The sequence below is a fragment of the Vibrio sp. 10N.286.51.E5 genome, from assembly GCF_041469125.1.
Taxonomy (GTDB): domain Bacteria; phylum Pseudomonadota; class Gammaproteobacteria; order Enterobacterales; family Vibrionaceae; genus Vibrio; species Vibrio crassostreae_C.
On record NZ_JBFRJZ010000061.1, the window covers coordinates 13,503 to 32,151 of the forward strand.

The following is an 18,649-nucleotide window of genomic DNA, read 5'->3' on the forward strand; positions in this document are numbered from 1 at the left end:
ACGATTACCCCTTGCTATTGAGTTGCTTAGAAGCCTCTTGTAAGGCTTTGACGATAGTAAATACTTGTTTACTGCGTTTATTACAGTCGAACGTTAGCCCCTGCTGCAATGTATCATGGAGCTTTGATGGTATAGAGGTAGGTAAGTGAATGTTCATCTCATCCCAATCCGAATTATCAAAATTTGGCTGAAGTACCAATGGTTGGCCCGTCAATAAATAGTGAATAAGTTGGCAGAATGAAAAAATGTCCGACGACTGTGTGAGGCTCACGTGTCTCACAAATTCTTGCTCCGGGGAGCGATAATGTGCTGTCCCTTCCTCAAGGTAACGCTTTTGGTTGGATAAACCAAAATCAATAAAACTGACCCCGGCGACATTCTGACTTTTGTCGCTGTGAACAATGATATTTTCTGGTTTAAGGTCTCGATGAGTCACACGGTAGCGATGAAGTTCAACCAACTTCCAACCAATTTTCTCTGCCAAGCGCAGGCGTTGTGCAAACTCTCTACGATTATTTGGTGCCACCGTTACAAACTCATTCAGGGGCTTACCTTCAACCCAATCCATAAGTAGATAGTGTTTATTTCCTTCCTGCCAATATTGATGGCATTTAGCTGCAACACCAAAGGGCAAGCGGTTTAGAGCAACAATCTCATTTTTAATGGCTTTACTAGCTTTAAGATCCTCGACCTCAATCTCTTTTAACCCGTAATACAAACCAAGCTGAGGCAATTTGACGCGATAAAAAGCACGTTTCGTCGCTTCGCACTGATAGATTACCTTTTCCTTGGGGTATTGTTTGGCATAGCCACTTGTCGTCATTTCCATGTCTTTAAGACCTCTATCACTTGCTCAATTGTTGGACGGTATTTAGGTGTAACGTGAAGTATTCTCTGCCAAAACTCAGCATATTGTCCTGATAGCTCTAACTTTTGGCACAGCTGTTTCCAATATGCTGGGCGGCGTCCCTTACTGACTAATTCTTTTGTCGATTGCTCAAACGGCAGTTCCCCACTTAACGAATAAAACACGACTAATCCCAGACTAAAAATATCGGAAGAAAACGTTAAAGACTGACCAGGTTCATTTACTTCCGGCGCTTGGTACTTCTGCTCGAACGTTCTTCTAGCATTTAGGGGCAGTGTCGCAACCATTTCTTGCTGACATAACTCGAAATTTATCAACATTGGCTCGCTTCGTTCGGTGACACGAATATTTGATAAGTTAATGGCTCGATGAATAATCTCGGGGTCACCCACGCTCTGAATCTGTTGGATGGTTTCTGCTAATTCGATCAGTAGGTTGAGTTTTTCTTCTCTTGTAGGGTTCGCACTAAGCCATTGTTCAAGTGTTACAGCAGGAGCTTTTTCAACGAACACATAAAACTTGTCTTCAAGTAATTCCTTATCTTGATAGCGTTGAACCCCATCCACTCTGCTTAAGCGCTTAAGCACTAGAGCTTCTCGGCCCAAGCTCTTGAGCTCGGTTTGGCGATGTACAGCACTTAAGTGATCTAAATTAAAGCACTTCGCCCAAACCTGTTCGTTAAATAGAACGGCGTTGTAAACGGTAAAGTAATCTGTTGACTCCGACTCAACCGCTTCCAGCTCTACTTCATAATCTCCAACGTTGATGGCACCTTGATACTGTTCAACAGGAGATGCAGTCAGTTCCTGAACGAGCCGATTTATTTCCGATTCAAGCAAACGCCGTTTTGGTTTTTTACCAAATCGAGAGCGGCAGAACTTAACGAGTAGCGAAGATACCTGTTCGGCTTGCGCAACAATGACTTCCCCCATCTCCATAAAAGGAGCCGAAACTGTTTGACCATCATAAATACACTCAACATTGGCGTTACGATTCGTAAACAGTACTAAGCCAGTATTTTTTAATTCTGGCAGCAGCGCTTTTAACTCAGGTAGATCTCCAAACCTTCTTAAGGCTTCTCTGAGCTTAGTGACCGGATTCGAGAGGTAAGTGCGACCCATATCATTATCGACCAACAAGCTGTTTCGTTTGTTCGTGCACATATCAACTGCGATACTGCCGTGATGATCTTTCAATTCAAGCGGAATCACACCAAACGGATAAATAAGCAGTCCATCAAACAAACGGGATGAGTTTTCACTCAAGATCGGCGGGCAAGAGACAATTCTAAAACCTTCGAAAAGCGGTTGTGTGAAAAGTTGTGTTGCTAATTCAGCTAAGCCTCGGCGTTCATGTAAACGCTCTTCTTGTGCCCCAACAAACGGATTGTATGGCCAGTCATTTTCTACAAAAGAGTGCGAGTTCGACATCGGAAAGATAAGTGCAGACCAGTCTTGGTCAACAACCGCCGGAAGCAGTTTTTTTTGCAGTTGGCCACTGGTTAGAGCATCAGAGGTTAAATTAAGCTCACACATCATTTGGCTGCTTAAACCGTCACTGGTTAAAATGAACTTCGAAATCCCATCATTATCAAGGTTCATGTGATGAACGATAGGCGTGACCTCACTACCAACAACAGAAATAGGTTGTGATTCAAAGCCGCGAGATTCGGCTCTTTTAACCCCCTTCTCAACTCGATAAAGCCGAATATTTCCTACCCAAGACAATTCAAACTCTTCTGCCTTCTGAGTGATGATGCCAAATGTAGATTGAACCCCATTGTTGAAAAAGAGTTGATGCAGATCTTCTATCACTTGTTCCGCGACAAACAGCTCATTAGTTTGATTCACGGTTAACCAACTACTTAGCAGGTCTATCCCCCTAGCAACGTCGCAACCCGATACCAGGTCTGCGATAAGTGCCTGACGCCCTGATTGATGGATCCAAGTAAAATCGCCAATATTGTCTTTACCGGATACATCCTTAAACTGTAATTCCATAATATTTATCTAAGCCATTGTTTTATTATTCACCCAAACGCGTGCACATTTCTGGATGCTTGTTTTGATACTCGTCGATACACGCTTTGGTTTCTCTGTATTCTTCTAAACCGCACAAACTGATGCTTAATCGATCCGACTGCAGGCCTTTTTCAGGTGCCGTTGAAAAGCCTTGTCCCGCTTTTATTGCCGCTTTGTCGCTCAATAGATATCTATCGTGTATAAACCCATGTGGCACACGGATATAATTCACCAAAGGCAAATCAACCATTGAAGCTTGATACTCACGTTCAAAAACACCTGATAAATTACTGCAATCCATTGTGGTCACTATACTCACGCTGCGGACACCTGCAGCTATTGCCCTACGCAAAATAGCTTTGAGTAATGCATTACCTGGGAGTTTAAAATAGGGATCCGCAATGATTAGATCTTTGCCCACATTTAGTAGTGGAACCGTCACCTCTAAGAGATTGTGCTCGGTTTTATCGATCCAAAGTGTTGGAGGAATCGACCAACTCGTGTCTCCATCAATGATCTGCTCATAATTGATATGTTCTGCGCCCGCTTGCTCTGACACAACGGCGTTGAATGCTCTTAGTGAGTGTTGTGATGTCATCCAATTGAGCCAATTCTCATACCCACTCTGCAGTGTTGAATCTGCTCGATCTTTTGGTAACACAATGAAAGGATTCGCTTTATCTCGCTGCAACTTATTAAGAAAATTAGTCACTGACTTTTTCTTAGTTGGCGCAATATCAGAAGCCTTAACACTTTGATAGGCCTCCCTAACCCACTCTTTAGTTGGGGCTACCAGATATCGACCATTTTCAAAACCAAAGGCACTTTTAAGCAACGCATAATAGTGATATTCCGACATACAGTGAGGGTCGAGTGCAATCTCCTTGTACATTAGAAAAGCTCCTCATCTCTTTCATCAAAGAAACCACTCGGCCAACCTGTTTCTAAATCACCATCATCGGTAAGCAGTGTTTTATGTGCCACAACTCCTGCATCAGAAGACTCTAGGTAGACAATAGAGAGATCCGCTTTGCTAACTGGCGTAAAGCCACTTGGCAACGCTTGATCTGTCGTTTCTCTGATACGGCGAAGTAAGCGCAGAATTAAATGCTCACTGTGAGTTTCAATGAGGTAATGGTTTTTACTGTCTGTTTGGGTTAGCAAATCACCCAATGAAACTTGTGCTTTGGGATGTAAATGTAATTCAGGTTGCTCGCAACAAATCAGGCCACGCTTGTTAGACTCTGCCGCAACCACCAAGGGGAAAACTTGTGAAATGCCGGCACCAACGTCACTTGCTGAAACCTCAATATCATTTGAAAGGTCCCACAAGGTAACCACGTCGTGTTGATACTCTCGTGAAGAAAAATACTTATGGTTGACACCTTCGCTCGACGCTTCATCCAGTTGTCTACGTGTGAAATCACTAAACTTATCGCCATCATTGATATAGTCGATTCGCCCTTGCTCAGACTTTTCAACCAAGGCATAACCAAGATCAAGCCAATCACGGCCTGCCATCCAGCGGTTAACTCGATGAACCACCTCCATATCGGCATTGAAAATGGTGTCCCAACTCGCCTTACCCGAGTACCAATCCTTTTGAATCACCTTATCTTCAGCATCGAAAGTAGAATCAGGAATTTGTCTTAGTGGTCCAATAGCAACGCTGTCTGAAAGAACATCGTTTAGGTTGGCGAGCGATGCGACAATCACATCACTAAAAATCTCCTCGATTCTGCGAGTAATCAAGTCATGTTCGGACTCTAAGCTCGTTTCTAACCTTTTATCTAGCCTTGGTAGTGCACCTGATCGAGATTGAAAGTGAAATGGAGCGTGAACAAACCTTCGTTGACTATTCGGTAACAATACATCTATCGGGGTAGAGGTTGCTGCTTCTAAAACATGGTGATGAAATTCACCGCAGGAGCCATCTTCCCGATAAGCCATTTCTGTGTCATCTTCGTCATCCGTTTTAAATAAAGGATGAAGATAGTTAACTCGGCTCACTTCAGCGTTGTCGTTCGGCTTGGTGTTCTTCACTTCAAGAATGAACTCGTTGTCTAACCATACAGATTGGCGGTAGACAAACGCTGTTTTTTCAGCGTGAGACCACTTGATTTCAAACTCAATCGCGATCTCGTCGGCCCATTCACTAGGGCTACTCATATGGAGTAAAGGTTCAGATACGGACTCACCTAACTGAGCCGCTTTTTGATGTAAACCCTCAATAAACCAAGTGCTATCATCGAAGCTGTGTCCTGCTTGATTTTTTGGTTTCTGGTACTCAACCTTGATTACCATGGTTTTAGAGAGATCTTTACCGTTAATAAGATTCTTAAAGCCGCCAACGTATTTATTACCGAGCGCTTCAATTCGCTGAGGGTCACATTGCCCCTTATTAATTACATGCTGTAAGTAGAACAGAGCCATAAGGACACTGCTCTTACCGACACTATTTGGGCCGAACAATAAGGTGACTGGTGCAAACTCGATAGTTTGTGTTTGCTGGAATGAGCGGAAATTGGTTAGAGATAGCTTGGTGATATTCATTTTCAGCGGTAATCATTAACTTTAAGTGGTTATGCTGATACAAATCAGCGAGTTAACTCATACTATTATCATCAAATTGCATATATTTATAGAGTTGACATCACATATACAAATTAAAAATTGAGTCAATACTATTAGTGAAGGATGGACTGCAAATCTCAACATTGATAACAACACAAAATGGTTGGGTTGCTATTGTTTAGACATAAGGATGATTTGAACATCTAGTTTTCTAACATGCCGAGTGATGAGGCTCTATATGAAATATATCTTAGCTATTCTTTTTCCTGCCATCGGCCTCATGATTGGCTCGCTGGCGATACCTTTCGGGATCTTCATCGGAGTGTTTAGCTACTTTTTCGTCTCTCACATGACTGAGACCAGCGATTTTTCCCCTATGGCTTCAACTTCAGATACAGCTTCAGGCAGTGAACATTCAGACACCACGCCCGATAACAACCAAGATGATCTGTTTGAATCCGACACTATTGAAAGCACTCTGTTTTCAGAAGACACCACAACGTTCGATGACAATGCAATTAACCCTGCAAACGGGTTACCTATGGTAGGTGGCATAGGAGGTGTGGATGTGGAAGGCAATCCATTCGGCATAGATTCATCAGATAGCTTTGATAGTACTAGCCTCTTTGACGACTCGATCAGTTCACTGAGTGACGATAGCATGAACAACAGTTTGTTCGACGACAGTACAAACAGTTGTTTCGATGACACTAGCCTATTTGACGATGACAGTTTTTGCTGTGGGAGTTCAAGTTTTGATGACCCGTTTTCGTAACTGAGCCTGATAGTCATTCAAGGGATTTAGCTGGATAAACAATGAAGGATGGCCATTGTTGTTGATAGCAATGCTGAAAATTCTCAGCATTGCTAATGTGAGGGTTTATTTAGGGCTTAGTTTAAAGTTCGCCGGAGAAGGCTTTTTGGGATAATGCGTTAAATAGCTCACTATCTGACTTAGGTTGTAACTTAATCTTATGTCTAAGGTCTTGCATTCGAGTTGCCAATACTGCAAATTTTCGTAAACTATCTTCATCAGGTACAGGAACATCCAAATCATATATATCATTGTTACTTATATTTGCCTGTCTAACCCCACGGTTATTCTTTGTAATTTCAGACTTAACTTTTGGGTTCGCAAAATAGTACTTTAAATAACTTTTCATTACTGGGCTTAGAATGGAGATCTTCGCCACTCGCTGATTAAGATAATATTTACTGTACGCATTTGTAACTTCTGTAATATTTGCATAGTCATCTTTACCAACAGTGCCCGTTAGACTCATTAGTAAATCACCTGCATAAAGTTCATATTGCTTTAATTTCTCCGGGTTATCCGGTTCAATGAAAGCAATACCCTTTGTTGTAAATCCAAGTTTATTTGCGTTACCAATCTTCACAACAGGAGTGCCCGTCTCGCCAAAATCTCCGCTTTTAAATGCATAGCCCCCTTGAATATCAATCAGCTTCTTCATAGGAGAAACCTTCCACCCTTTTGGATTAGTAACCGGATCACCAAACATATCCAAAAAGACGCTGCGTAGGAACTCATCTGCTAGGTCGATGGCTTGCTTGCGCTTTTGGCGGATGGTATCAGCTTTATCTAAGATGGCTGCTATGCGTTTTTGTTCGGCTAGTGGTGGGAGTGGGATTTCAATCTCTTCAATTCGAAACAGTGCTAACTTAGGCTGACTAGTAGCTTTCTTTTTACTTTGTATCTGAACTTGACCAGCTGTAGATAAATACCAGTTCAGGTACTCTTTACACAATTGCTTGTGGTCATGAATAACAAGCTTGGCAGCATTTTCGGTAAGATTTGCTCCTGATAATTCCTTAGGTATAACCCCAACTAAACCAATAGTGCCAGCTATAGAAATATACAAATCGTCATGAGAAATTATGTATCGAGAGATCTTCTCATGAATGTCATCCGAAATATAAACTAAATTATCCATATCAACCGAGTTGTTCTTAAAATCCGTAACTCTAATATATGGATGAGTGGTTATTTCGTCGGAATAGCTTTCACCTTTAGGCAAGCGTTTACCGCCTTTTACGGAAACTAAATCTCCAAGTCTGATTAAAGGCCAACTCATAACATCCCCTCCAACTCATTCAAATCAGTCAGAATCTCATTTTCAAGCGCTTTTAGCTTGCCAAGAATCACCTTAGGGTCTTCGTATACCTCTTCTTCGTAAACGACTTCTTTGTAACGGTTGATAGAAAGGTCGTACTTTTGCGCTTTAATGTCTTCTGCTGAAACCATGAAGGCTTTCTGCGTTTTATCACCAAACTCTGCAGCTAGTGCGACAGTATCGTTCGTTTGGTATAGCTCACTGTAACGTTTCCATTTTTCCAATGCTTTTGGAATATCATTGTCTTTGATTGGGTTACGCTTATCATCCAGTGAGTAGCCGTCTGCCTGCATGTCGTAGAACATGACATTGTCGGTGCTGCCGCCTTTAGTGAAGATAAGAATACCGGTAGATACCCCAGCGTATGGCTTAAATACACCACTAGGCAGAGAAATCATTGCCTCTAATTGGTTGTTTTCAATCAGCTCTTGACGTAAGTCTTTGTGTGCCTTTGAACTGCCAAACAAGACGCCATCAGGCACGATGGTTGCGCTGCGGCCGCCTAGCTTAAGCATGCGCAGGATTAACGCCACAAATAGCAGCTCGGTTTTCTTGGTTTTCACCATTGAAAGCACTTGCGGATTTACCGACTGCTCATCTAGGCTACCCTTAAACGGTGGGTTAGCTAGAATTTTGTCGAAGAAATTCTCTTCTTGCGCTTTGCCTGCAAAGTTCTTATTCAAGCTGTCTTGGTAGGTGATATTGGCAGAGCTTACCCCGTGTAGCAGCATGTTCATTGCTGAAACGCGTAGCATTGTGGTGTCGAAGTCAAAACCCCAGAACATTTTATTATTAATGTGATCTTGGTATTCGTGCAACATGTCACCGGTGTAAACGTTATTGCCGTCTTCATCCTGGTAAATGCTTTCTGGGCTGGTGTGAGTGCGCGTTAGGTATTCCATTGCGCGAGAAAGGAAGCCCGCGGTTCCACACGCAGGGTCACAAATCACATCTGTTGGTTGCACATCCAGCATTTCAACCATCATGTCGATGATATGACGAGGTGTACGGAATTGTCCGTTAATGCCAGCAGAAGAGAGCTTACTCAGTAGATATTCGTAGATATCACCTTTAACATCACTCTGCTCGAGCGGAAGCTTATCAACCATTTCAACAGCAGATAGCAGTACCGATTCACTGCGGATCTCCACATCAGCATCCGCCATAAACTGCGCAATGTCTGAACCGTTTAGCTCGATATCAGAAAAGTGAGGAAAAACGTTGTTACGCAGGTGAGGAAGCAGTTCTGCACCCGACATGTTTTTGAAGTTTTGCCAACGTAGCAACTGACCTTCAGGCGTTTCCGGAAACTGGCGATTAAACGGTTTACCTGTACGTTTAGCCTTTTTCTCTGCCGTGGTTTCTTGCATATCTAACATGCGAGAGAACATTAGGTAACTGATCTGTTCAATTACCACTAGCGGGTTGGTTACCCCACCTGTCCAAAACTTTTCCCACAGACCATCGATATCGTTACGTAATTGACCAGTTAGCATAATGCGCTCTTCTTTTAGTGGGTGTTAACTTTGCAAACGACAAAGTTAAGAGGTGTAGATTATGAGATTTTATAATGAATAAGGGAGTTCGTAACCTTACAAACTCCCTTTTCGGTGTTTTGAATGACCGTTTGGTTAATGTGGCATCAAAAATGGCTGCATTAACGCTTCAAGCTCGTCCGCTTTTGAATCGGTGAAGATATCTAAGCCTTCGCCATCGGTTAGGCGCTCAAACGGCCCCTCGTATAAATCTGCGACTTTGATACGCCCGTTCTGACAAATAAAGCGTTTCAATTGATTCAAAAACTGCACTTGCTTGTAGCTAAGTTGGTTATTTTGAATGAAATCGGTAAAGCGTTGATTGACGAGATCGGCGTCTAAACCCACTAGCTGAACCAACGTTTGGCTCAGCTCTTCTGAAGTTCTTCCATAAAAAGCGTTCAAAGCATTCGCATCAACACCGGGGTGCTGCGTTAAAATTGTTGAAGTCAGTGATTTTAGTTCATCTTCTGTCACTGCTTGGTTGTTATGAATCTTCTGCAATACTGGATTATCAGCTAGCATTTTATCGAGAATGTCTTTCAATCGCTTACGGTAAACCATGGCTTCTGTTTCATCACCGATAACCACCACACGGTCAGTTTCACGAACCTCGCCATCTTGCGCTGTGGTTGTCTGAATATTCTCATAGGGAGACAGTTCTTTCTTTTTGAACTTCATGATCCCACGCAGTTTAGTGCGTGTGTTTTCAAGCTGCTCTAGCGTAATGTCTTGCCAGTATTTCTGGGTTTGCACTCTTGCGATTTCATCGCCTTGTTTGCGCACTTCTGTAATGGTCACTGCTAGGTTTTGTAAACGAGAGATGTAATCCGCTTTTAGGTTTTCGATCTCACTACTACCTGATAACTGAGCACTTTGAATTTGTGAGGTTAAGCGATCCAGCATTGAGGCATCTTTGTCTTTTAGTGTGCGATTTCCCATCAGAGGCGCGATTGTAGTTTCCAGTAAATGCCTAGTGGAACCATTCATTTGGAGTAACTGATCAGTTTCTTGGAGCTGTTTTACGTTTCTCAGCTCTCGGCGAACGGCAATTGCGCCTTCGGGTAGGTCACAAATATCCGCTTTCATCTGCGCGCAAGCGAGCTCAAAGGCTTTAACGTCGGCACGCTTTTGAGCTTCATCGGCAAGTTGTAAGCGTGCTTCAAAGACGGTTTGCAGCAGTGAACGGCTAACGCCAGTGTCTGCTTCTACATACTCTTCTTCAAAATATTCAAAGTTGCCATAGTGGTCGAAAATCAAGAACTCTTCTTTGTCTTTATCGGGGCCAAACAGATCTGGACAAAGTCTTGTACCACGCCCAATCATCTGCCAGAACTTCACCCAAGATTTCACAGGGCGTGCAAACACAAGGTTGACCACTTCTGGAACATCGATACCGGTGTCCATCATGTCTACTGAAATAGCGATACGGAAATCGTTATCTGGCTTTTTAAACTCGTCAATTCGAGCTTCTGGTCGATCAACGGCATTGTGGATCACCTTACACACTTTACTGCCGTATTGTGGATACAGATCTTCACAGAAGAGTTTCTCAAGTTGTTCAGCATGCGCTTGGTTTTGCGCAAAGATGATGGTTTTCCCCACTAGCGACTTAGTGGCATCTTTAATGCCATTTTCCATCAAGTTCTCTAGGATGGCACTGTCGGTTTCGACACTGAAAATCTTCTTGCCAATGTCTTTGCCTTTAATGGTGGTATTTTGCGCCTCTTCTTCTCCGAGATCTTCTTCAAGCTGCGCTTGTTGTTCTGGAGTGAGTTTGCTGTAGTGGATACCATCACGTAAGAATTCGGTAGTGAACTCTTTTACTCTGAATGGATTTAGGAAACGTGGCTCATGCGAGATCGCTTCTGCTAGGTCGAAGTTAAAGGTTGGGTCGCCATTTTCACATCCAAACAAGTCATAAGTGTTACGCGCAATGAACTTGACTGGTGTTGCAGTTAAACCTACCTGCATTGCATCAAAGTAGTCGAAAATGTCACGATAGCGGTTATAGATACTACGGTGTGATTCATCGGCAATGATCAAATCAAAGAAGCCTACATCCAATTGTGAGAATCGGTTCATCATACCTGGGTAAGTCGAGACGAATACACGAGCTGACTGGTCGACTTGGTTTTTCTCCCCGATGACACAACGCGGTTCACTTGGTAAAAAGTCTTTAAACGCTCCATCGGCTTGACGGCGCAACTCTTTACGGTCACACAAGAATAGTACGCGCTTAACCCAGCGAGAACGAAGTAGCAACTCAACTAATGCAATGGATACACGAGTTTTACCCGTTCCTGTTGCTTGAACAATCAGTGCCTTACGGCGCTGATTTTGGAATTGGTTGGTCACCGATTTGATCGCCTCAATCTGATAAGGTCGACCTGCGATGTCTGCGCTAGGGTTGAGTTGTTCTAAATTTGGATCTTTATGTAAATGCTGGTATTGCAAAAACTTCAGGCTATCTTTGGAATAGAAGCCAAACACCTGACGATAGGTGTTGTATTGCTTGGTATCCCAAATACAAATCTCATAGCCATTGGTATAAAACACAATCGGCTCTGGACAGTTATGTTGCTTTGCTAGACCTTCAGCATAATAGCGAGCTTGCTCCCTGCCTTTTTGCATATGTTCACGCGAACGTTTCGCTTCGACAACGGCAAGTGGCGTACCGTCGTCGTCCCAAAGAACATAATCAACATACCCTACTCCGGAGTTTGTCGGTTGGTGTTCGACTTCAACTTCAATGCCTACTTTTTCTGGATCGTTAATATCCCAACCAGCCTGAGCCAGTAATGTATCAATTAACAACTGACGAGTTTTATTTTCATCCCATTGAAGGCTGTTCGCCGTTTGTTGACTACGCGATTTCGCCTGTGCTTTTGCTTGCTTGAGTTGTTCAGCCGTTAGCTCGACCTGAGTTTCTGCTGCTTGTCGCTTCTGGCGCTCGCGCTCTAATTCATCAAACAGCGCTTGTTGCTTCTGTTCGTTCTCTTCAATAACTTTATCAAGTTGCTTTTGCGTTAAAGAGTTTGAGGTAGGTGCCTCTGGGTATACAAGCTCTTTGAGCTCGGATACTTGAAAGCCGTAATAGTTAATCGCAAGGTATTGAGATAAAGAGTGAGCTGTACCCAGTGCCGCATAAGCTTTACGCGTAGAACCGTCACCACCATGTGCAGTGTCATTCCCTTCTACTCGCAAGAAATGAAGCTGATCTCGAAGGCGTGATTCAGTGACATCAATAAAAGCATCGTTCTTTAGCAGTTCCATAAAGCTTGCCTGCGGAAGCCTTGCTAAACCATCAATGGCATAAATCTCTTTGGTGACTTCTTCGGCAAAGCCACGCAATCGCGTAATCGCACTGCCAGGGTCTAAATGTAGGATCTGCTCAGCGAGGTATCCTAAATTTGCCAGTTTTTCGTTATGTTCACGAATGAGTTCGAAGTTTAAAGAAGTCGCCATAAGCCATTGATACTCCAAATTTGAATTGCATACCTTATATCAAATAATTGCTCTTATTACGATGACCGTGTATGCAATTGAGTTATATATTTCCTCTGAAACAATGCATAACATTTTATGCAGCAAAAGTCGGAAATAGTGCCAGTTATTTGTAAGTCTTTACACGAGTGGGGATCACCACGACATCAAGGTTATGCTCTTAAATAGAGCAAAGCCTGATTGTTTGTACATGATAGATACCTTTCATTGACGAGAGGTATTCTAATTGAAGCGCGTAAATGATAGCGACTTATAAGCTTACATCTCATACCAATATAGCCATTCAACGAAGCTATTAAATGTCATCTCTTTGTGTCTAATAGAACCATCATCTAGCACTTTAATATTTTCTTCAATGCAGCCATTGCACTTCACAATGATAGTCTTGCCTCTTAGGGTCGCTTCATAGTTTTTCTTACCTGTAACGAGACATTCGTCATTGTTAAAATGTGCGATAATTCGTTGAACTATTTCATTTTCCATCATTTTACTCCCTTAATTCAGAATTGAGCGTAAGCCGTCAACACTCAGAGGATTTGTTCCTCGATGTAAAATTGAATGGCAGTTTGAACAGACTGGGATTAAGTCTTTAACTGGATCTACCTTGTAGCTTTTAGCGATGGTATTAAGGGGCTTGATATGATGAACTTCAATGAACCCCGCCCCATGAGGTCCGTACTTTTTCGCAAAGTCGAAACTGCAAATCTGGCATCTTGTACCGTAATATTCGATACATGCTTTTCTTGCCTTTGGATCCCTTTCATATTTATTAACAGTGACTTGTTTAACAGCTCCTTCAACATACTCCTGTGGCTCTTGTGTATTGATTTCACCACTGATCGAAGAATCATCAGCTTGTTTAAGACCCCAATAAATTTTATCAACCTGATTCTGTGCGCTGACATCTGTTAACTTACCTAAACCTTCCGGTGTAATTTCTCGCACAATGATGTAGTAGCCTGAATCTGGGTTCCCCCCATTAGGGTTAAGACCAATCATTTCTACTGGTGTACCAGCGTACGTTTCAAATTTGTGCCCAATAGAAAAATTGTACTCAAACAGATCACCATCATTGTCTCTAACCACGTTGAGCGTTCGATTATTAACTTCGGTAAATGTGTAGGTTGGTTTCTGGCCATGTTTACTGGCTTTTCTTGTATATTTAGTCATTTAGAACTCATCGGTTTGGAGTAACTGTAAAAATATCGAATAATTATCAGAACAAACTATCAAAATCACCTTCACTTTGTTGTGATAATAGCTCTGACCATTTTTCTACCAATTTGTACGCTGTTTTTGTGCAGTAATCTGCGCCATCTTCTCGCTCAACACCAATAACATGCTGCTCAGTTAACAGTAAATAAGCCGCGAGTTGCTGAAGATTGCCTGTTTGTGCCAACCGATTAACATCAGGCTCGTATTGCGAATACTCATCCGCCAAATCTTCATCCACCTCATCAGGGGCATAAACCCCAATTGGGTCCCATTCGGTTAGCAGCACTTCACTCACTGTTTGAGAAAAGCCATTGTCAGCTTTTGCTGCCGGTAGCGTGGCTAACATCGCGTTTAGCAGTTGAGTAATACCGTTGCTAACCACCTCAACACAGTTCAGTTCATTCGCATACGCAAAGCCATGCGATCCGATTAACTCGTTGGGTGACTGGTCCCAACCGGGCAGATAAGCGTGATAGCCCACCAATGGGTTCTCTTCCTTCGCGGCGTTATAATCAACGCACACGACACTCTCGCTCACAGGTTGCGGAAACGGTGTCAGGGGGAGTGTGTAGTGGCCGACGATGACAGGAAACAAAGGTGGCGTGTTGTAAGCCATTGCACCACACTCAACGGGCGTATCGGGGATGGATGTTTTTTGAGCAGCTGGAACCACCGCCAATTCTCGATAGCTATCTACTGCGTACTCGTCTTTCCACCAAGCAACACGAATGTCGTTACGCTCAATGCCATTCTTATCTGCAAAGCTAATGCCTTGTGGCAAATGTGCTTCTGGCCCTTTAAGCAGAGTTTCAATTAGACCAAACAGTTCGTGATTACGATTAAAAGCCTCTTCCCAATGTTCTGATTTTAGTGAACGGTCTGGATTAAGGTACTGCTCTAAGCGTGCGATGCTCTCTTCGTGCCAGCAGGTATGAATAGCACGAATATCGCCACAATTAAGATACAAAGGCAGGGTCATAAACCACTCGACCCAATGTTGATGTAATGGCGAGTCTTCACCAACCTGCGCGAGAAAATGCGCGTGTTGTTTTTGATTGCCTGCTTTACTGCGATCGCGAAGGTGCTTTCCGTCAGCGCCCTTTAGGTACCAACCCACCGCATTAAACTCGTGGTTGCCTAGTAAGCAAAGCGCTTGTTTATTGTCGACTAAGTTTTTAACCGTATTCAGCGTCGCGATATGATCGGTTGCTGAATTTGGGCTGTTATCAACTAAATCCCCAATGAAGACAATGGTGGTATTAGAGTCATCACTCTGTTCTGGTAGCCCTTGGCTGTCGAGCAAAGTGGTTAATTTATCTTGCTGAGCATGAAGATCGCCAATAAAAAACACGCTTTCCAAATGATGCTGTTGCTTAAACTGTAACCCTTGCTCTAGCTGCAGACAGCGCTGCTCAAGCATTGGCCGCATCACCTCTTGCCAATAACGTATATCAAGTAGCCCACCCGACATACCACCTTGATTAAGAGACTCGATATAGATGTCATTGCTGTCGTTTGCTCGCCATCCGACTAGTCCTGCTTCACTCGATGCAAGCCTTGCTTGCTCAAGTAGTGCCACAACGTAATCATCCACCCATTTAAGTAAGCCTACGGTGGTGTAGCGGTCGCTATTGGCGATTAACTCGACGGGTAAGATGGACCATAATGCGCTGTTACCACGCAGGCCGTATTGGTTTAATTCACTGAACAGAGTGGTAATATATTTGCTTTCAATTAAGGCCAAAGAGTGCTCCTACTGCTGACGCTGTTTATTGATGATTATCGAATGGTGAGTGGGTTATTGAATCGCCCGCTGGCTATTGGGCGATTTTATCCTCGCAATATTGCCAACTCGTGACTCCTCGCTATGTAGCGTTTATATCGGTACTGCTGCATAAGATTCATGAAGGTTCCTTGTCACGATTTATTGGACTGCTACGATATACGATATTACGTTTTGATTATGTGACCCGTTTACCTAAAATAAAATGTGTGGGATATTGGTAAGCTTACAAAAAACAATCAATTTATCTTGGCTTTTCTTGCTGATTCAAGCCAATCAAATATAACTTTACGGGTACTTTCGGTTGCTAGTTTATTTCGAGCGCCAGCAATTTGATCGATTTCAAAGGGAAATGATTTGCCGGGAAGAATACTAACCCCAATGGTCATTCGCTCAGGTTGAAAAAGTCTAAATACAGCATACCGACCTTGAGCAATACGGTTATGATAAACAGCGATACAATGGCGCATCTCAGCGCCTTCCTTGCATAGGTCATCATAATCTTGGATCTGCTCTATCTTGTCTGTCTTACAAAGGCAGCGCATATAGGGTATATTGGCGTCAATGGGCCTCATAGACTGTGTTCGAGCTAAGTTATGTCTTTGCACCCAATCATCATGCAACGCAACCAAAGCCTCATTGTTTTCAAGGCGAACAATGTTTTGCATTGGCTCTTGTACTCCCAACGCTTGACCAAGTCGCAATGAATCTTCGATGCATAACGTTAGTTTTAGTCGCGTTGTGTAGCCGGTGTTCTCCAATGATTGACCTAGACGTGTACCTGTCAGAAATGGATGTGTATTGTCTAATGATAAGCTAGAGAAGTTGATTTTTTTGTAATGACTGAACCTCTTATAATGGCAAGTTCTGGCATCAAGGAGCTTCATCACGTGGAAGATTTCCCCCGCACGTTCATACGTCAAATCTAACTTATCGATAAATCTTAACGCAGACTTGGTGCCTGCAAGTCCAAGTTGCTCTAGGATCTTTCTTTGTCCCTGATTTGCTAGTCCTAGAGCCTGTTCATTATCAACAGGGTAATGCTCACAGAGCATCGCTAGAATAATCGGTCGAACATTTAGTATCTCTCTAGCGTTGACACTATTAGCTGCAAGCCAGAGCATTTGGTACTGGTGATCTGGAAAAATTTCACTCTGAGCTAACAACGGTTTAGGAATGGCAGATAACCACCCATCTCTGGTCGCCTCATTACAGATAAAATCTAGGCCAATACCAATACCTCCCTCAATCATATCTTGTCTACCATCTGGATAGTTGCGATAAGCCGTTAAGCGATCGCTCCAATGACAAATAACGATATCAAAGTTATATCCTATTGAACTAGTAGGTATAGTTGCTAAAGAAGTTTTCATATTATTCAAACACCAAACTGTTAAACGATAGCGGGTTAATTTTTTTCACCTTAAGCGGCCTCTAAACGAGAAATAATGGCTTCTAAAGGCAAGTCTTTATCACGGATTAACTCAACGACAGCTTCGATATCTTGTTCGCGGTTCAAAGCTAACGCATGATTTAAATCATCAATGAGTGTCAGCGCCTGCGCTTTGGTCAGATTTCGTAGCAAACTCACTCGATTATCCGCTGACATTGTCATCAACTCTAAGGCGGAATCTTTGGTTTGTTTAGCTGAATGAGCAATGTTCTGCTTTTTTGCTTCTTTAGAAGTGGTTAGGCTTTCTTCTTTCTCCCTCTCTCTCGATGGAGAATCTATGCTCACGACAGTCGTAGCTCGAAACTCTCGAACATCAGACTCGTTCATCACGGTTTCTGCAGGTAAAGGTTCAAGACTCTTCTGGTTACACTTGTTTTTATTAACGAGAAGTTCAGCGTAATAAGCCATTGTTGGCAGCATGAAATTTAAATGCTTTAGAATTGCTTGCTCAAGCTCTTTCATTTCATTTCGCTTTATGTAAACACCGTCTTTACGAGCCTGTAGTGCGAATGAGATAGAATGTTTTACCGCATCTAAGCGATTCGAGTTGATATCCTCTAACTCATGAGTCTCTAAAACACGAGTTTCTTCTTGAGACTTCAAAATAGGCAAGCGTGTGCGCAGCGATTTGATGCACCCCTGTATTAGCTTATCGTTAGATACCACTATCGGATTTGGTAATTGAGGAGTCGGTTTGCAATCATCCTCTTCAACTTTACTCGCTCTAATTTCACGCTTTACTTCAGCCATGAAATTATTAATGGATTTAAAATCAGATGGCGTCGACCCAGTAAAAATAGGCTTAGGCACACCATCAATAAGTACTTTTAAGTGATTTGTTTGGGTTCTTTCATAAGTGAAAGGCGTATCGGTACCAAGTTGGTCATTTAAGAACTTGATTACACGCTTTTGGTATTTGCTGTAGCTAGATAGTTTGCACATGATAGGCCTCTCAATTTAAGTCATTTCGTTGAGAAGCATAATATTAGAAAGGGACATACGAATAAGCTTCATAAGCTTGTGAAAATCGTTTTGGCTAAGAAGAACTCGTTACTTACGGATTTTATTCCGTGAGGCTAACTTATGATCGGCACAATTTAAACTGGACATTCTATTAAGCGAAAACAATCAAACCTAAAAAAATCGGCGTTCAATATTCCTATTATGATAAATGTAAGCGTGTCACGAACCCCGCATTCTAATTAACCAGCACGAAGAATAAGATCATCTCTCCAACCCAAAGGAGAGTTGAAATGGTAAAACGACGTACCAACCTAGAATGGCAAACACTGTTTGAACAATATGAAAGCAGCAGTGTTACCCAACGCGCTTTTTGTGAAGAGCATGGACTGAGTTTATCCACGTTCTTTGCCAAACGGCGTCAACTCCAAACAGCAAGCCAATCGGAATCTGTCGGATTTATTAAAGCTGAAATCGTTGAAAAGACAACCAAGTATCAGGCCCAGATAGCTACGGCGAACATGACACTTCTCATCAATGATGTGGAGCTGAGCATTCCTCAAGGCACGCCAGCCACCTATCTTGCTGAACTCATTGGAGC

14 protein-coding genes are annotated in these 18,649 nt (G+C 42.7%); 2 read left to right on the forward strand and 12 right to left on the reverse strand.

Going from position 1 to position 18,649, the window contains the following annotated elements; translation table 11 throughout:
- Positions 1–4 precede the first annotated feature (4 nt).
- From AB4161_RS19850 to AB4161_RS19865, 4 genes are read right to left on the reverse strand one after another with little or no spacing between them, the layout of a single operon-like run.
- Positions 5–829, reverse strand: a complete 825-nt coding sequence (locus tag AB4161_RS19850) for a serine/threonine protein kinase (RefSeq protein WP_372084034.1) — start codon at positions 827–829, stop codon at positions 5–7.
- Complete coding sequence (locus AB4161_RS19855) at positions 820–2,868, reverse strand: protein kinase family protein (protein ID WP_372084037.1); 2,049 nt, start codon at positions 2,866–2,868, stop codon at positions 820–822. The genes AB4161_RS19850 and AB4161_RS19855 overlap by 10 nt, the downstream gene beginning before the upstream one ends.
- Before the next feature lie 25 nt (positions 2,869–2,893).
- A complete protein-coding gene (locus AB4161_RS19860) occupies positions 2,894–3,781 on the reverse strand; it encodes a hypothetical protein (protein ID WP_372084039.1) in 888 nt (295 codons plus the stop codon).
- Positions 3,781–5,442, reverse strand: coding sequence for a DUF3696 domain-containing protein (locus AB4161_RS19865; protein WP_372084041.1), 1,662 nt, complete (start codon positions 5,440–5,442; stop codon positions 3,781–3,783). Before AB4161_RS19865 ends, AB4161_RS19860 begins: the two co-directional genes overlap by 1 nt.
- Before the next feature lie 259 nt (positions 5,443–5,701).
- Here AB4161_RS19865 and AB4161_RS19870 point away from each other — a divergent pair, with 259 nt between their 5' ends.
- Positions 5,702–6,238 carry a hypothetical protein gene (locus AB4161_RS19870; protein WP_372084043.1) on the forward strand — a complete coding sequence of 179 codons (537 nt, stop codon included), beginning with the start codon at positions 5,702–5,704 and terminating at the stop codon, positions 6,236–6,238.
- Between the two features lie 121 nt (positions 6,239–6,359).
- Here AB4161_RS19870 and AB4161_RS19875 read toward each other — a convergent pair whose 3' ends face one another.
- The 8 genes from AB4161_RS19875 to AB4161_RS19910 all read right to left on the reverse strand — a co-directional run bounded on the left by AB4161_RS19875 (position 6,360) and on the right by AB4161_RS19910 (position 18,030).
- Positions 6,360–7,556 (reverse strand): restriction endonuclease subunit S, encoded by a 1,197-nt coding sequence (locus AB4161_RS19875; protein ID WP_372084044.1) that lies wholly within the window; start codon positions 7,554–7,556, stop codon positions 6,360–6,362.
- Positions 7,553–9,091 (reverse strand): N-6 DNA methylase, encoded by a 1,539-nt coding sequence (locus tag AB4161_RS19880; RefSeq protein ID WP_372084045.1) that lies wholly within the window; start codon positions 9,089–9,091, stop codon positions 7,553–7,555. Before AB4161_RS19880 ends, AB4161_RS19875 begins: the two co-directional genes overlap by 4 nt.
- A gap of 135 nt (positions 9,092–9,226) precedes the next feature.
- Positions 9,227–12,598, reverse strand: coding sequence for a DEAD/DEAH box helicase family protein (locus AB4161_RS19885; RefSeq protein WP_372084047.1), 3,372 nt, complete (start codon positions 12,596–12,598; stop codon positions 9,227–9,229).
- A 297-nt stretch (positions 12,599–12,895) separates the two neighbouring features.
- Positions 12,896–13,123 (reverse strand): hypothetical protein, encoded by a 228-nt coding sequence (locus AB4161_RS19890; protein ID WP_372084050.1) that lies wholly within the window; start codon positions 13,121–13,123, stop codon positions 12,896–12,898.
- Positions 13,124–13,132: 9 nt separating this feature from the next.
- Positions 13,133–13,807, reverse strand: a complete 675-nt coding sequence (locus AB4161_RS19895) for an HNH endonuclease (protein WP_372084053.1) — start codon at positions 13,805–13,807, stop codon at positions 13,133–13,135.
- A gap of 46 nt (positions 13,808–13,853) precedes the next feature.
- The gene (locus AB4161_RS19900) at positions 13,854–15,596 is read right to left on the reverse strand and encodes a metallophosphoesterase (RefSeq protein WP_372084056.1); all 1,743 of its coding nucleotides are present in this window, start codon (positions 15,594–15,596) and stop codon (positions 13,854–13,856) included.
- 278 nt (positions 15,597–15,874) lie between these two features.
- The gene (locus tag AB4161_RS19905; RefSeq protein WP_102320114.1) at positions 15,875–17,008 is read right to left on the reverse strand and encodes a PcfJ domain-containing protein; all 1,134 of its coding nucleotides are present in this window, start codon (positions 17,006–17,008) and stop codon (positions 15,875–15,877) included.
- Positions 17,009–17,058: 50 nt separating this feature from the next.
- Positions 17,059–18,030 carry a hypothetical protein gene (locus AB4161_RS19910; protein WP_372084059.1) on the reverse strand — a complete coding sequence of 324 codons (972 nt, stop codon included), beginning with the start codon at positions 18,028–18,030 and terminating at the stop codon, positions 17,059–17,061.
- A 311-nt stretch (positions 18,031–18,341) separates the two neighbouring features.
- Here AB4161_RS19910 and tnpA point away from each other — a divergent pair.
- Positions 18,342–18,649, forward strand: a 308-nt coding sequence (gene tnpA / locus AB4161_RS19915; protein ID WP_372084061.1) for an IS66 family insertion sequence element accessory protein TnpA, incomplete at its 3' end; no start/stop codon positions are given.

What these genes read in the sequence shown, in the direction of transcription:
- AB4161_RS19850 (WP_372084034.1), bottom strand. Translation starts at nt 829, where the DNA reads ATGGAAATGACGACAAGTGGCTATGCCAAACAATACCCCAAGGAAAAG.
- AB4161_RS19855 (WP_372084037.1), bottom strand. Translation starts at nt 2,868, where the DNA reads ATGGAATTACAGTTTAAGGATGTATCCGGTAAAGACAATATTGGCGAT.
- AB4161_RS19860 (WP_372084039.1), bottom strand. Translation starts at nt 3,781, where the DNA reads ATGTACAAGGAGATTGCACTCGACCCTCACTGTATGTCGGAATATCAC.
- AB4161_RS19865 (WP_372084041.1), bottom strand. Translation starts at nt 5,442, where the DNA reads ATGAATATCACCAAGCTATCTCTAACCAATTTCCGCTCATTCCAGCAA.
- AB4161_RS19870 (WP_372084043.1), top strand. Translation starts at nt 5,702, where the DNA reads ATGAAATATATCTTAGCTATTCTTTTTCCTGCCATCGGCCTCATGATT.
- AB4161_RS19875 (WP_372084044.1), bottom strand. Translation starts at nt 7,556, where the DNA reads ATGAGTTGGCCTTTAATCAGACTTGGAGATTTAGTTTCCGTAAAAGGC.
- AB4161_RS19880 (WP_372084045.1), bottom strand. Translation starts at nt 9,091, where the DNA reads ATGCTAACTGGTCAATTACGTAACGATATCGATGGTCTGTGGGAAAAG.
- AB4161_RS19885 (WP_372084047.1), bottom strand. Translation starts at nt 12,598, where the DNA reads ATGGCGACTTCTTTAAACTTCGAACTCATTCGTGAACATAACGAAAAA.
- AB4161_RS19890 (WP_372084050.1), bottom strand. Translation starts at nt 13,123, where the DNA reads ATGATGGAAAATGAAATAGTTCAACGAATTATCGCACATTTTAACAAT.
- AB4161_RS19895 (WP_372084053.1), bottom strand. Translation starts at nt 13,807, where the DNA reads ATGACTAAATATACAAGAAAAGCCAGTAAACATGGCCAGAAACCAACC.
- AB4161_RS19905 (WP_102320114.1), bottom strand. Translation starts at nt 17,008, where the DNA reads ATGAAAACTTCTTTAGCAACTATACCTACTAGTTCAATAGGATATAAC.
- AB4161_RS19910 (WP_372084059.1), bottom strand. Translation starts at nt 18,030, where the DNA reads ATGTGCAAACTATCTAGCTACAGCAAATACCAAAAGCGTGTAATCAAG.